This window comes from Azospirillum formosense (genome assembly GCF_013340925.1).
Classification (GTDB): Bacteria; Pseudomonadota; Alphaproteobacteria; order Azospirillales; family Azospirillaceae; genus Azospirillum; species Azospirillum formosense.
In genome coordinates this window covers 1-14,226 of sequence record NZ_WHOR01000004.1, presented here as the reverse complement: position 1 = coordinate 14,226, position 14,226 = coordinate 1, and the positions used below count along the sequence as shown (strand labels likewise).

The following is a 14,226-nucleotide window of genomic DNA, read 5'->3' as shown; positions in this document are numbered from 1 at the left end:
ACTGTTCGTTAGGGTAAAGGAGGTCTTGCTTCAAACCCAGGGGGTGAAAGGGCCATGTCGATCGCGTCCAGGACGCCGGTCCGGTCCGGCTTCACCCGCCGTTTCCTTCATCTTGCCGGAGGCTACTGGTCCGGTGACTCGTCGTCAGGCCGGCGGAACTGGACGGTGTGGCTTCTCGCGGGAGCGCTGGGGCTTCTGACGGTCGGGCAGGTGGTGGTTCCCATCCTGCTGAATCTGTGGAGCCAGCATCTGTTCGACGCGCTGGAGCAGCGCTCGATGGACCGCTTCCTGCTGATGATCGCGGCGGCCGGCGGGATCATCCTGTTCAACATCGCCAACACCATCCTGCATCTGCGGGTGAAGCGCCGTCTGCAGTTGGGCTGGCGCACATGGCTGACGCGGAAGCTGCTGGGCGACTGGCTGACGCGCGGCCGGCAGCATCAGGTGACCTATCTGCCCGGCGACCACGACAATCCGGACGGACGCATCGCCGAGGACATCCGCATCGCGACCGAGGCGGCGATCGATCTCGCCTTGTCGCTGTCCTACTGCGCGCTGCTGCTGATCAGCTTCACCAACATCCTGTGGCGGCTGTCCGGCGCGCCGGAGGTGACGCTGGCCGGCAGCACCGTCCATGTGCCGGGCTATCTGCTCTACATCGCGCTGGTCTACGCGGCCGTCGGGACGAGCATCGCCCTGCTGATGGGAAAGCCGCTGGTGAAGGCGGTGAATCGCCGGCAGGGGCACGAGGCGTCCTTCCGCTTCGGCCTCGCCCGCGTGCGGGAGAACGCGCAGGACGTCGCGCTCCTGCATGGGGAGTCGGGCGAACGCGACCGGTTGGGCGTGCTGTTCGGCGGGGTGCAGCGGGGCTGGAACGGCCAGACGCACGCGCTGTCCAACATGATGGTCTTCAGCGCCGCCTATTCGGTGCTGTCCGCCGTGTTTCCGATCCTGGTGGCGTCCCCCAGCTACATCGCCGGGGCCATCTCGCTCGGCGTGCTGATGCAGACGGCGCAGGCGTTCCAGCAGACGGTCGGCGCCCTGTCCTGGCCGATCGACAACCTCGCCCGCGCGGCGGAATGGAAGGCGTCGGTGGAGCGCGTGCTGGGCCTGCACGAGGCGCTCCAGCGCCTGGACCGTGAGATCGACGGGGAGGGGACGGAGCGCATCACCGTGGAGCGCAGCGACGGCGAACACTGCCTGAGCTTCCATGGGCTGTCCATTGCGGAACCGGACGGGCGCCGGGCGGTGGAGCCCTTCGATTTGGAGATCCGTCCCGGCGAGCGCGTGCTGATCGTCGGCGACCCTGCGGCGGCGGTGCGGCTGTTCCGGGCTGTCGCGCGGGTCTGGCCCTGGGGCAGGGGAAGCATCGTCCTGCCGTCGCTCACCCGTGTGTTCTTCATGGCCGAACGCCCCTATCTGCCGCACGACACTTTGCGCGCCGCTCTCAGCTACCCCCTGGGGGCGGAGACGGTGGGCGACGCCGCCGCGGCCGAGGCGTTGGAGCGCGTCGGGCTCGGCCATCTGCGGGCGCGGCTGGACGAGTCCGACAGCTGGGACGAGGTTCTGGCGGTGTCGGAGCAGCAGTTGCTGGGCTTCGCCCGGCTGCTGATCCGCCGCCCCGACTGGATCTTCCTGGAAGACGCCACCGACAGCCTGGACCCGCGGACCGAGGAGGCGATGCTGCGCCTGATCGACCGCGAGTTCCCCGACGCCACGCTGATCACCATCGGCAGCCACCCCGGCCTGGAGGCGCACCATCGCCGCAAGCTGGTGCTCGAACGGGTGGACGACACCGTCCGCATGCGCGAGGAAACTTGCGGGGACCGGAGGGTCGCGGCGGTCGCGGAGTAGGGGGCCGCTTTACGTCGCAGCAGCGGGGGCGGCTTGAAGTCGGCGCACCAGAGCGGTCAGCGCGGCGCGGCGCTCCTCCTCGGGCCGGCTGTCGGTCAGCGTTTCCTCATGGATGCGCGTCGTCAGCGCGGACAGCCGGTCCGCGAAGCCGGCGCGGTGCTTCTCGTCGAAGAAGGGGAGGAAGACGTCGGAGACGCCGAGCCGGCGGCTCAACTCCTCGATGGGCAGTATTCCGACCGCGCCGTGTCGGCGCTCCACATCCGAGAATCCCTGGATCAGCGCGATCTGGTCGAGGAAGTAAGCCATGTTGCGCTGTCGCAACCAGTGCAGGAGGACGGTGGCCGTGCGCTCCAGAACCTCACGCGTGGAACAGCTCGGGCGCAGCACGATCAGCCCGTTGCTGATGGTGTTGTAGAGATGGTCCAGGCTGTCCGGGCGATGGATGAGCATTGCCTCCTCGTCCGGCGCCATGGCGTCGACGAGGCGCCGCGGGTCGATCGGCAGCAGGGCGTCGATGTCGATCATCACCAGCGGCGGGTGCCCATGGAGGTCCAGCACGTCCGGCGCCCTCATCAGGCGCAGGCAGGTGTAGAGGGTGCGCCGGCTCGCCGGATCGAGATCCGGCGGCGTCCGTTCGGTGCTGACGGTGAGGCGGCCGCGCCGCAGCAACGCCCGCAGACCGGCAACCACCTCCGCGATGTCGGGGCCGGGGTCCGCGATGTGGATGTGCATCCGCTGCCCCTCGCCGCAGAAGGCGTCCACCGTCAGCAGAAGGGGAGCCGCGAACAGCCGCAGGTAACGGTCGTCGCAAGCCGCGAACAGCAAAGGTCCCACGCCCTCGGCGGCTGGTTCCGATTGGAAGCCGGCCCGGAAGTCCGCAAGTTCCTCCGACGAAACCGACCGGCAGAGGGTGTCGAACTCGTCGTCGAAGGTGACATGGCGCAGGAAGGGCAGGGCGGGGACCTGGGCCTTCAGCACGGCCCGTCCCGCCGCCTCCTGCCCCGGCACCCGCAGGAGCAGCGAGCCGCGCAGGAAGTCGATCCAGGGCAGCAGTTCCCGGTTTTCGATCGCTGCCGCCTGGCGGAAGCCGTCCAGCGCCCGCTTCGCGGCGTCCGGGAGTCCCGCCCCGATCCGATCGTTCGCCACATGCATGGCGATGTAGACCGGGGCTTTCCAGAACAGATGCTCCGCCCGCGCCGCGGCCATCAGCCCGCGGGCATGGGTGACGAGGGCGGAGCCGTTGTCTCCGCGTGCATCGATAAGGGCGGCATTTTCCCAAGCCGTATAGCTTGCGGGCTGCAGGGCCGCCGAATCCTTGTAGGCGGTTGCGGCTCGGCCGGCATCGCCGGCCGCCTGCGCCGCTTCGGCCAGATGGAAGCGGTCCTGCGCGTCGCCGGGACGCAGCCGGACCACCCGTGCGAGCAAGGTGGTGGCCCGGTCCGCCTGTCGGGCCGACAGCAAAGCCAATCCCAGGCCGCACAGCACCGCCGGTTCCGATGGATCGAGCGCCGCCGCCACGTGGAAGGTGGGAATGGCAACCGCGGATTCGCCGGCCTTCTGAAGGGTCAAGGCCAGATTCTGGGCCGCGAAAGGGGCTGCTGGGCGGAGCCGGAAGGCCCGGCGGTAGGCTGCAAGGGTGGCTTCCGATGGCTTGGGCTTTCCTGTTGCGCACCCGGCGGCGTCGAGTTCGGCGGTCGCATGGGCGATCCCCTCCTGCGCGGCTCCGTCGGCCGGATCAATGATCTGGGCGGCCCAATAGACGGCCAGCGCGTCCGCCGCGCGACCGGCGGCTCGCCGGACGCCCCCCAGCGCGACGAGCGCCCCCGCCCCCGGTGCCAGGGCGATGGCGCTCCGCAGGGCTGTCTCCGCGTCATCGAAGCGTCCCAGCGCCTTCAAGGCGAGCGCGAGGTTGGAGTGATAGGCGGCGACGTTGCCGCGACGGGCGATGGCCTCGGTGATCAGCGACACCCCCTCCGCCGGATCGCCGGCCTGGCTTCGCAGCACCCCGAGGAGGTGCAGGACATCGGGATGACCGGGCTGCCGCTCCAAGAGGGTGCGATAAAGCGGCTCGGCCTCGGCAAGGTTGCCGATCCGGTGCCGGGCCACAGCGTTCGCCAGAAGCGTCTCTGATGGAACTGGCGCATTCATGGAGAACGTCCCTGGTTTGAGGGGGGTGGCGGGAGTTTCTACCTCAGGGTCGCCTTCGGCTCAACGATCACACCGAAAAGAGAATTCTCACGATTGCCTTTCCCGTTGTGAAGGGGTTTCCTTAGATCGCGGTGCCCTGGTGGCAAGGCGCAGGAGTGAGAAGCGGCGGTCATGCAGGATCTTTCCATAAGCCTCCGGCAGGCGGTAGCGCTGCATCAGCAAGGGCGTCTGGCGGAGGCCGATGCGGCTTATCGCGCCGTGCTCGACATCATGCCGGACCATGCGGACACGCTGCGGCTGTGGGGGCTGGTCGCCTTGCAGTCGGGTGCTGCCGAGGCCGCCTGCGCGCGCCTGTCCCGCGCAATCGCGGTCAACCCCGGTTCGGCGGAAGCGCTGCATGTGCTCGGCGGTGCGTTCCGGCAAGCCGGCGATCTTGAAAAGGCGCTCGGATCCTATCGCCGCGCGACGGTGCTGCGGCCGGTCTTCCCCGAGTGCCACTTCAACCACGGCAATGCCTTGATCCAGGCGGAGCGGCCGCTGGAGGCCGCGGTGGCCTACCGCATGGCGGTCATCCAGCAGCCGCTGGCGGCGAACAGCCGTCTCAATCTGGCAGGGGTGCTCAACCGCATCGGAGATCCCGCCGGGGCGGCGCTCCAGGCTCGGGCTGCGGTCGCCTTGGAACCCCAGCAACCCGCGATGCTGACGGCGCTTGGCCGTGCTGAGACGGGTCTGGGGAACGCCGCCATCGCCGAACGGACACATGGTCGCGCCTTCCGATTGTACCCCCGGCAGGAGTCTCTTGCCTATGAGCACGGTCTTGCTTTGTCGGCGGTCGGTCGAATTGAGGAGGCGGGACCCCTCCTGCACACGCTGGCCCGCTCCACCAACGCCACCGTGAGGCTGGGGGCCAAACTGGCTCTGCACCGGCTGGTGATCCGTTGTACCGATGGCAATGATTACCGGCGAGCCGCGGCCGTCGTTCTGAACACCTGGGACGGGCAGGTGAGCGATGGAACGGCCATGCTGCCGATGAGGGTCCGCATCGAATCCTCCAGTGCATGCAACCTGCGTTGCCGTCACTGCACCACCGGCGTGGCGTACCACAGCACCGAACGCCGTCTGCTGAAGGCGGAGATGTTCGAGCGCATCCTTCGGGAGCTCAAGGGGATTGAGGGGCTGGTCAGCGGCGTCATGTATCTGGGAGGGGAGCCGCTGATGAATCCTCAGCTGGAATCCATGATTCGGCGTTTGAGGGACGAAACCTCGATCGATCAAATCCATTTCGTCACCAACGCCATGCTGGCAACCGAAGAGCGGTGCCGCGCCCTGGCGGACTGCGGCGTGGAAAAAATCTACGTGTCGATCGACGGCCGCTCGCCGGAGGAGAACGACGCCATCCGCCGAGGCTCCCACTATCCGACGGTGCGCCGGAACCTGAACCTGATGCGCCGATACCTTGAACCCGCCGGCGTGCAGTTGATCATCTCCAACAACGTCCTGCGCCGCCCGGGGGACCCGCCGACCCCGGTGGTGCCGGCCTTCCTGATCGAGGATTTCCCCGGTCTGCCGATCGCCACAAACTACGCCTACAAATGGCCGGGCTGGACGCAGACGGGAGAGGACCCGGCGCTGGTGGTCGACATCAATCCGGGCCGGCGTCATGGAAACTGCGGCGCGCCTTTCACGGAGTCGGTGATCCGACCCAACGGTGACGTGACGCTTTGCTGCTACGACATCTCCGGCATCGAGGTGATGGGTAACCTGAGCCAGGGCTCCCTGGCGGACATCTGGAACGGAGAGCGCTACCGGGCGGTGAGGCTCGCCATGATCGCCGGCGACGAGGCGGCTCTGCCCGGCGTGTGCCGGAATTGTCCGGTCTACACGGGCGAGGAGATTCAGGAACGGCCGGCGAGCGTGCCCATTCCCGTTCCCGGCGTAGTGGCGGTGTAGCGGCCCAGCGGCCCGCCGATCAGCGCCGAATACCATTTGGCGGATTCCTTCGGCGTGCGTCTCTGCGTTTCGAAGTCCACATGGACGATGCCGAACCGCGTGCTGTAGCCGCCCCCCCATTCGAAGTTGTCGAGCAGGGACCACACGAAATAGCCGCGCACGTCGGCTCCGTCCTTCACCGCCCTCGCCATCTCGCCGATGCAGGCTTGCAGATAGTCCAGCCGCTCCCGGTCCATCACGATCCCCTGCGCGTCCGGGGATTCCGGCGTCTTGGTGCCGTAGCCGTTCTCCGTCACGTAGATCGGCAGGCGGTAGCGCGCGGTGGCGTGCAGCAGAGCCTCGTGGAAGGCGCTGGGCTGGAGCGGCCAGCCGATGTCGGTGCGCGGCATGCCCTCCGGCGGCGCGCCGAAGCCGCAGCCCCAGACGGCGCCCGGTTCGGCCTGGGCGAAGAGGGGCGCATAGTGATTCATGCCGAACCAATCCACCGGCCGGCAGATCCGCGCCATGTCGCCGGCCTTCACGTAAGGCTCGATGGCGCGGGCGATGCGCAGCGGGTAGCGGCCCAGAATCTGCGCGTCGGGGAAACACAGGTTCCACAGCTCGTCGAACAGGGCCGCCGCCTCGACGTTTTCGGGCGACGGGTCGGCGGGGCGGCAGGGCTGAAAGCTGTGCACCGCCCCGATCGAGGCCCGCGGCACCAGATCGCGCAGCACGTCCACCCCGGCGCCGTGGGCAAGGTTGGTGTGGTGGATGACCTTCAGATGCTCGCCGCGGTCCGACACGCTGGGAGCGCCCCAGCCGAGCGCGTAGCCGAACAGGGTGAAGACGGAGAACTCGTTGAAGGTCGCCCAACGGGTCACCCGGTCGCCGAACCGGCGGGCGCAGAGGACGGCGTAATCGGCGTACCATCCGGCGCTGTCCCGGTTCGCCCAGCCGCCGCGATCCTGCAGCGCCTGCGGCAGGTCCCAGTGATAGAGGCAGGCCCAGGGTTCGATGCCCGCTTCCAGAAGGCGGTCGATCAGGCGGTCGTAGAAGTCGAGCCCGGCCTCATTGACCACCCCGCGCCCGCGGGGCAGGACGCGCGGCCAGGAGATGGAGAAGCGGTAGGCGCCGACCCCGATGTCCCGCATCAGCGCTACGTCCTCGGCGTAGCGGTGGTAATGGTCGCAGGCGACGTCGCCGGTGTCGCCGTTGTCCACCCGGCCCTTCAGGCGGCAGAAGCTGTCCCAGATGCTGGGCGCCCGCCCGTCCTCGGCCGCGCCCCCCTCGACCTGGAACGCCGACGTCGACGTTCCCCACAGGAAGCTGTTGGGAAAATCGGAGGTTAAAAGGGGCATCGCTTGCCATTCCACGGCTTTGGGTTCCAAGGGAGACCGCTCCGCCGAACCGTTCGCTCGTCATCATGCCGGTTTCTTGACCATTCCGCCAAAGGTAGTATGGGTGTGGGCGATCGATGCGGATGGAGACGGCGATGATGGACCTGCCGAAGGATTTTGTTTGGGGCGTCTCCACCTCCGCTTATCAGATCGAGGGGGCCGCGGCGGCGGACGGACGCGGCCCCAGCATCTGGGACACACGCTGCCGCACGGCGGGTGGGGTGGTGAACGGCGACACCGGCGACGTCGCCTGCGACCATTACCACCGCTACGCCGAGGATGTGGCGTTGATGCGCCAGTTGGGGGTGGATGCCTACCGCTTCTCCGTGGCGTGGCCCAGAGTACTGCCGCGGGGGCGGGGGGAGGTAAACCAGCCGGGTCTTGATTTTTACGACCGCCTGATCGACACGGTGCTGGAGGCCGGGATCGAGCCCTGGCTGTGCGTCTATCACTGGGACCTGCCGCAGGCGCTGCAGGATCGCGGCGGCTGGGCGAACCGGGATTGCGCCGGATGGTACGCCGACTACGCGGCTCTGCTGGCGCGGCGCTACGGCGACCGGGTGAAGCGCTGGATCACGTTCAACGAGTTCTCCGTTTTCACCCTCTTCGGCTACGCCATTCCCTGGGCGGCCCCCGGCATCACCGACCGGGACCAGCATCTGCGGGCCATCCACCACGTGAACCTTGCCCACGGCGCCGGGGTGGACGCGATCCGCGCCTTGGTTTCCGGTGCCTCGATCGGGGCGGTGCACAACCGTCAGCGGGTGCTGCCGGAGGGGGGGCGGCCGGAGAATGCGGAGGCCGCCGCCCTGCTGGACGAGCATTGGAACCTGACCTTCTGCGACCCGCAGCTTCTCGGCCACTACCCGCCGCGCGTCGCCCGCGCCATCGAGCCTTACGTGAAGGCCGGCGACATGGCGCGGATCTCCCGCCCCATGGACTGGTTCGGGCTGAACCATTACGGCCCGATCTTCGCCCGCGCGAATCCGGACACCACCTGGGGCTATGGCTGGGGTGATGCCCCGCCCGATTCGCCGACATACGGTGTCGGATGGGCTGTTTTCCCCGACGCCTTCCGCGACGAACTGCTGGAGATCACCCGCCGCTACCGCCTGCCCATCGTCATTACGGAAAACGGCTGTGGCGGCAGCGATTCGCCGGACGAATCGGGTGCCATCGACGACCAGCACCGAATCAATTATCTGCAACTCTATAACGCTTCAATGCACGAGGCGATTCGCGGCGGCGCGGACGTGCGCGGTTACTTCGTCTGGTCGCTTCTGGATAATTTCGAGTGGGGAAGCGGTTACGGCAACCGTTTCGGCATCGTCCACGTCGACTTCGAATCGCAGAAACGCACGCCGAAAGCCTCTGCCCGCTGGTACGCGGACCTGATAAAGCGTGCGCGTTCCGCCGCCTGAACGGGCGGCGATTTCATCACCAAAGCCTACTATTTCCATTCGACTGGCCCGCCTGTCCGCGTGTCCTGCATGAAACACATTACACATTTGCATGTTAAACCTGATGCACAGGCTTGCGCTTTGCGCATCACTTTGCCCATCCTCCATCTTGGATCATTCGTTCTCGAAGGAAACTGACATGCAAAGCAGCGACACCGACGGTTCTGAGAATTCGGCCACCGATCTGGTTGCCATGACGGGTAAGATCGTTGCGTCTTATGTCCGCTCGAACCAGATCGCGGTGAATGATCTTCCGAACCTCATCCGGATCGTCCATCAAAGTCTGTCGGGCACGAGCCGCCCGGTGGAGCCGGAAGCGGTTGAACTGCGCCCTGCCGTACCGGTGAAGAAGTCTGTGATGCCGGACTACATCGTTTGCCTTGAGGACGGCAAGAAGCTGAAGATGCTGAAGCGCTATCTGCGCACGGCTTATGGCATGACGCCGGATGAATACCGCCGGAAGTGGGGCCTGCCCGCGGATTATCCGATGACCGCCCCGAACTATGCGGAGCAGCGCTCTGCCTTCGCCAAGTCGATCGGTCTTGGCAAGAAGGCCGCCGCGCCGGTCAAGCCGGCCCGCCGTGGTCGCGCCAAGAACGTCGCCTGATCAGGCTCCGCTCCGAACCGCCCCTTTCCCGCGCGTTGGGAAAGGGGTGGCGGGTGAGGCTGAGCGCCTTGTCCGTCGGCCTCAGCGTTGCGCGATGCGCGGCGTGGCGAGGCTGTTCAGGCTGGTGATCCATTCCGACAGGGTGACGAAGCGGCAGCCACGCGTGCGCAGCAGGCCGATGGCCTGGGGAAGGGCTTCCGCCGTCGCGTTGTAAGTGGTGTGCATCAGTACGACGCTGCCGATGGTGCCGGTTGCGTCGATCTGCGCCATGATCTTGCCGGGGTCGCGGGTGAACCAGTCGCGCGTGTCGACGTTCCACAGCGCCGGACTCATCTTCTCCTGTTCCACAGCTTTCAGCGTGTCGCTGTTCCAGCGGCCGGCGGGCGGGCGGAACAGCACCGGGTCGGCACCCGCCTCGGCCAGGATGCGGTTCGTTTCCGCGATCTGCGCGCGTTGGGCCTCGGTGGTCAGGGTGCGCATGTTCGGGTGGGTCAGGCTGTGGTTGCCGACCTCGTGCCCTTCCTGGACGATTCGCCTGATGATTCGCGGATGGCGGACCGCGACGTTGCCGATGGGAAAGAAGGTCGCCCGCACCCCTTCGCTGCGCAGGATGTCGAGAATGCGCGGGGTTACAGCCGGGTGCGGCCCATCGTCGAAGGTCAAGGAACAGAGATTCCATCGGCTGGCCTTCAGCGCCCCGATGTCCACCCTGGCTTCGTTGCCTGGCACGATGGCGGCGATCCGCGACAGGCGGGCGGCTTGCCGTTCGATCTCCTGCATTTCCCGGCTCTGGTCCGGGCTGTAGGTGACGACGCCGTTGTGGTCGTTGTCCTCCGCAACGGCGGTCGCCGGCGTGGCCGCCTTCTCTGCGTCGGCCTCCACCACGAGGCAACTGCCTCCACCGCCGACGATTCGGCGGCAGACGAAGTTGGGGTCCAGATCGGGCAGGGGAGCGGCCCGCAGGACGAACCCGGAATCGGGAATCTCAGGCCTTTGCAGGGAGACACGGGGAACGAGATCGGCAACCATGTCCGGCTGGCGCCGGACGACCGCCTTCCAGGCAACCCAGGCGTCGGCCTCCGTCCGGTAGACGCCGAATTGCAGCATCTTGGCCGGATGTCCGTCCGCGTCCTTGCGCACTGTTGTCACGGTTGCCAGGTGCGGCGAATCCGCCGCCTGGACCGGAGAAGCGACCGTGCCGGCGACCATGGACGCCATCAGGCCCGCGATCAGGAACCGGAAACGAGGCCGCCTCCGCGCCGTGGCGGGGCCGAACATGTGCGAGGTGGAGAGGCCCGAACCTGAATTCATGTGCGATCGACCATCAACATCGCCGCAGTGAGATCAGGCGTGGGCGATACCCCTTATGAGATAGAGCAAAATTCCTCACGTCTCCATAGGGATCGTCGCCAAAGGAGAGTTGTCACGGATTTCCTCGGCGCATTTGCCATAATGTACCTTATGGGATTTTTGCGCCCGCAACCGTGAAGGCCAATCGGGACACTCCCATCACCGGCTTCCCGCTTCTGCTATCCGCGCCAGAGGGGCGACCTGCGCAATCCCCCCATCAGCGTCGCCGCAGCAGGGTCACACCGTCGCCCACGGGCAGCATGCACAGGGCCACCCTCTCATCGTCCAGGCGGGCCGCGTTGAAGGCACGGATAGCCTCGGTCTTGTGCTTGCGATCGTTGGGATCGGCGACTCGCCCGCGCCACAAGGTGTTGTCGACCACGATCAGGCCGCCGCGCCTCACGAGGTTCAGGCACCGCTCGTAATAGGCGCCGTAATTCTCCTTGTCGGCGTCGATGAAGGCGAAGTCGAACGCCTCGTTCCCACTGTCGGCGAGGAGTTTGTCGAGGCTGTCGAGCGCCGGCCCGATGCGCAGATCGATCCTGTCCGCCACTCCGGCCTCGGACCAGATCGCGCGGGCTTGGGAGGTCCACTGCTCGTTGATGTCGAAACTGATGACGCGCCCATCGTCCGGCAGCGCCTGCGCCACGGTCAGCGCGCTGTATCCGGTGAAGGTGCCGATATCCAAGGTCCGGCGCGCGCCGATCATCTCGACGAGGAAAGCCAGAAGCTGGCCTTCCTCCGGCGCGATCTGATAGTGGGCCTCGGTCATTTTGGCCGTCTCGGTGCGCAGCTTCGCCTGGATGGCGGTCTCGCGCAGGGAAGCGTCGAGCATGTACCGGTAAATGACCTCGGGCATGAAGATCGACTGCACGGTCAAGGAATCCGCCCCCACTCTGGCCGCCCGCTTCTTGCGGACATCCGTTCACATGTGGGGAGCCTCGGCGATTCCGAAAGGTTTTCCCCGTGTCTCCGATGATCGCACCCGCACCCTGTCAGTCGGGATTCCGTCCGAAAGCGAAGCGCAGAGCGTCGGCCACGGCCAGCGGCAGCATCGAGCCGTGGCTTTCCTCGACGAACTCATGGAAGGCGAGGCGCAAACCCGGAACCGTCGCAAGGGTGGCCGCGACCTCCCTCCCCGTCTGTCCGGAACGGAGGCGCTTCAACCGCTCGGCGTCCGCCGGCGGCAACGGACGTTCCACCAGCTTGCCGGACGTCTCGATCAGCAGCGCCGTGCCGCGCGCTACGCCCTCGCCCTTCGACCGCACGAGGAACGCCGCCTGCTCTCCCAGGATGGCCTGCCCGCTCCACCAGATCGCCGGGTCGGCCGCGACATAGGTCTGGAACAGGTCTCCCCGGGTGTAGAGAACGTAGAGGGAGAACAGCCCGCCCAGCGAATGGCCGAACAGGGTCCGGCGCTGCCGGTCGACGGGCAGGCGCGCTTCGACCGTGGGGATCACCTGCGTCTCAAGAAAGGCCAGGAAATCGTCGCGCCCGCCGGTTTCGATGACGGAGGCGCCATCCCGCGACGGTGGAATGAACTCCGGCGGGGTCGCTGGGGTCAGGTCGCGGTAGCGGCGGAGGATGTCGAACGGTCCGTCGATCGGATAACCGATTCCGACGATCACCGCAGAACCGTAGGGCTCCGTCGGGTTCGGACCGATGACCGTCTCCATCATCGGCACGGTCGCGTTGCCGTCCAGCAGGTAGATGACCGGATAGCCGCCCGGTGGCGGCGGTTCCGCGGGGCGGACGAGAAAGACCCGGTATTCCATGCCCGTCCGGTCGGCGCGCAGATCGAAAGATTCCACCTTGCGTGCCTCCTTCACGGTCTCGGCCGTCAGGGTTTCCGCCTGCGCGGATGGAACGCCGAAGCCGGACAAGACGACCAGCAGCACGGTCGTGGCGAATCGGAGCATTGGCGGTTCCTGCGCAATCGGACGGTGTGCACCGGCGCACCGGATGGAACCGTGCCGGCAACTCCATGTTGTTGCACGGTCAGCAGCAGGAGAGCAATGCGATGAGAAAGCTCCTTTCCGCAACGGCGGTCGCCCTCGTCATGGTCGCGGCCGGGCCGTCGCTCGCCCAGCAGAGCGCCGCCATCGCCAACCCGGCCAACGCCTATCGGGAGGTGAAGGACGACAACGTCATGGTGCCGTCCCTCAAGCGGACGGTCGGGCAGCTGGACGACATGGATGTCATGGGGCCGGACGGCACGAAGATCGGCGAGGTGGAGGAGGTATTGATGGACGCCTCCGGTCAGCCGGTCGCCGTGGTGGTGGACGTGGAGCATGGGGTGGGGATCGGCGACAAGGAAGTCATCGTCGGGCTGGACCAGCTTCGCGACGATGGGCGGGCCCTGACGACCGCGCTGACGAACGCGCAGCTCGGCACCCTGCCGATCTGGGACGATTGATTGGGCGCCTAGCTGCAAGCCACGCCTTGCAGCTGGGCGGTCCGACTGGAGGATGCTCGCCTCCCCTGTTCTTCTCCGCGCCGTTCCGCGGCGCGGAGAAGAGCCCAAGGTGATCTTACTGCGGCGCCATGCGGATGGCGCCGTCCAGGCGGATCACCTCGCCGTTGAGCATTTCGTTTTCCAGGATATGCTGCACGAGGCGAGCGTATTCGGAGGGCTGGCCGAAGCGCTTCGGGAAGGGCACCGTGGCGGCAAGGCTGTCCTGCACCTCCTGCGGCATGTTCAACAGCATCGGCGTGCCGATCAGGCCCGGCGCGATGGTCATCACGCGCACGCCGCTGCGCGCCAGATCGCGGGCAGCGCAGATGGTCAGGGCGACGATGCCGCCCTTCGAGGAGGCGTAGGCGGCCTGCCCGATCTGCCCCTCATAGGCGGCGACGGAGGCGGTGTTGACGATCACACCCCGCTCTCCCGACTCCAGCGGGGCGAGCGTGCCCATGTCCGCGGCGGCGAGGCGCAGAATGTTGAAGGTGCCGATCAGGTTGACTTCGATCACCTTGCGGAAGTCGTCCAGCGCCATCGGACCGTCGCGCCCGACGATGCGCTTAGCCGGAGCGACGCCTGCGCAGTTGACCGCAATGCGGGCCGGGCCATGGGCGGCGCGAGCCTCGGCCACGGCCTTTTCGGCCGATTCGGCACTCGACACGTCACACAGCAGGCCGAGCCCGCCGATCTCCTCGGCCACCTGCTTGACGGCCGCCTCGTTCATGTCGAGCACGGTGACCTTGGCGCCCAGCTTCGCCAGATGGCGCGCGGTTTCCGCCCCCATGCCGGAGGCGCCACCGGTGACGATGGCGGCCTGACCGTTGATCTGCATCGCGCTCTCTCCCTGATGTCGGTTTGCTGCCGTTTGAGTTTTACATCCCGCCCGGATAGTTGGGGCCTCCGCCGCCCTCCGGGACGACCCAGTTGATGTTCTGGGTGGGGTCCTTGATGTCGCAGGTCTTGCAGTGCACGCAGTTCTGCGCGTTGATCTGCAGGCGCGGGTCGCTGCCGTCCTCCGCC

At 67.0% G+C, this 14,226-nt stretch carries 12 protein-coding genes; 5 read left to right on the top strand and 7 right to left on the bottom strand.

All coding sequences use genetic code 11. The features are described 5' to 3' along the window. Positions 1-54 precede the first annotated feature (54 nt). Complete coding sequence (locus GBZ26_RS30570) at positions 55-1,854, top strand: ABC transporter ATP-binding protein/permease (protein ID WP_174437230.1); 1,800 nt, start codon at positions 55-57, stop codon at positions 1,852-1,854. 9 nt (positions 1,855-1,863) lie between these two features. Here GBZ26_RS30570 and GBZ26_RS01195 read toward each other — a convergent pair whose 3' ends face one another. Further along, positions 1,864-4,002: a tetratricopeptide repeat protein gene (locus GBZ26_RS01195; protein ID WP_174437229.1), complete on the bottom strand. Its 2,139-nt coding sequence runs from the start codon at positions 4,000-4,002 to the stop codon at positions 1,864-1,866. Between the two features lie 171 nt (positions 4,003-4,173). Between GBZ26_RS01195 and GBZ26_RS01190 the strand changes: the two genes are divergently transcribed. After that, positions 4,174-5,952: a radical SAM protein gene (locus GBZ26_RS01190; RefSeq protein ID WP_174437228.1), complete on the top strand. Its 1,779-nt coding sequence runs from the start codon at positions 4,174-4,176 to the stop codon at positions 5,950-5,952. On the opposite strand, the gene GBZ26_RS01185 is transcribed toward GBZ26_RS01190, so the two are convergent. Then, entirely contained in the window at positions 5,898-7,289 is a 1,392-nt protein-coding gene (locus tag GBZ26_RS01185) for a GH1 family beta-glucosidase (protein ID WP_174437227.1), read from the bottom strand. The genes GBZ26_RS01190 and GBZ26_RS01185 overlap by 55 nt on opposite strands. A 134-nt stretch (positions 7,290-7,423) precedes the next feature. Here GBZ26_RS01185 and GBZ26_RS01180 point away from each other — a divergent pair, with 134 nt between their 5' ends. Both GBZ26_RS01180 and GBZ26_RS01175 read left to right on the top strand, forming a co-directional pair. Continuing rightward, entirely contained in the window at positions 7,424-8,749 is a 1,326-nt protein-coding gene (locus tag GBZ26_RS01180) for a GH1 family beta-glucosidase (RefSeq protein WP_174437226.1), read from the top strand. A 178-nt stretch (positions 8,750-8,927) separates the two neighbouring features. Further along, positions 8,928-9,395: a Ros/MucR family transcriptional regulator gene (locus GBZ26_RS01175; RefSeq protein ID WP_149163765.1), complete on the top strand. Its 468-nt coding sequence runs from the start codon at positions 8,928-8,930 to the stop codon at positions 9,393-9,395. Positions 9,396-9,476: 81 nt separating this feature from the next. On the opposite strand, the gene GBZ26_RS01170 is transcribed toward GBZ26_RS01175, so the two are convergent. The 3 genes from GBZ26_RS01170 to GBZ26_RS01160 form a co-directional block, all read right to left on the bottom strand. Next, positions 9,477-10,706 carry a polysaccharide deacetylase family protein gene (locus tag GBZ26_RS01170; RefSeq protein ID WP_247884744.1) on the bottom strand — a complete coding sequence of 410 codons (1,230 nt, stop codon included), beginning with the start codon at positions 10,704-10,706 and terminating at the stop codon, positions 9,477-9,479. Between the two features lie 256 nt (positions 10,707-10,962). Further along, entirely contained in the window at positions 10,963-11,619 is a 657-nt protein-coding gene (locus tag GBZ26_RS01165) for a class I SAM-dependent methyltransferase (protein WP_343207292.1), read from the bottom strand. Positions 11,620-11,740: 121 nt separating this feature from the next. Beyond that, positions 11,741-12,664, bottom strand: a complete 924-nt coding sequence (locus GBZ26_RS01160; RefSeq protein WP_174437224.1) for an alpha/beta hydrolase — start codon at positions 12,662-12,664, stop codon at positions 11,741-11,743. A gap of 101 nt (positions 12,665-12,765) precedes the next feature. On the opposite strand from GBZ26_RS01160, the gene GBZ26_RS01155 reads away from it, so the two are divergent. Next, complete coding sequence (locus tag GBZ26_RS01155; RefSeq protein WP_174437223.1) at positions 12,766-13,161, top strand: PRC-barrel domain-containing protein; 396 nt, start codon at positions 12,766-12,768, stop codon at positions 13,159-13,161. Between the two features lie 115 nt (positions 13,162-13,276). Here GBZ26_RS01155 and GBZ26_RS01150 read toward each other — a convergent pair whose 3' ends face one another. Both GBZ26_RS01150 and GBZ26_RS01145 read right to left on the bottom strand, forming a co-directional pair. Continuing rightward, on the bottom strand, positions 13,277-14,038 hold the full coding sequence (locus GBZ26_RS01150; protein WP_174437222.1) for an SDR family NAD(P)-dependent oxidoreductase: 762 nt from the start codon (positions 14,036-14,038) through the stop codon (positions 13,277-13,279). Positions 14,039-14,078: 40 nt separating this feature from the next. After that, positions 14,079-14,226 (bottom strand): 4Fe-4S dicluster domain-containing protein (locus GBZ26_RS01145; protein ID WP_174437221.1); only part of this gene is annotated, 148 nt, incomplete at its 5' end.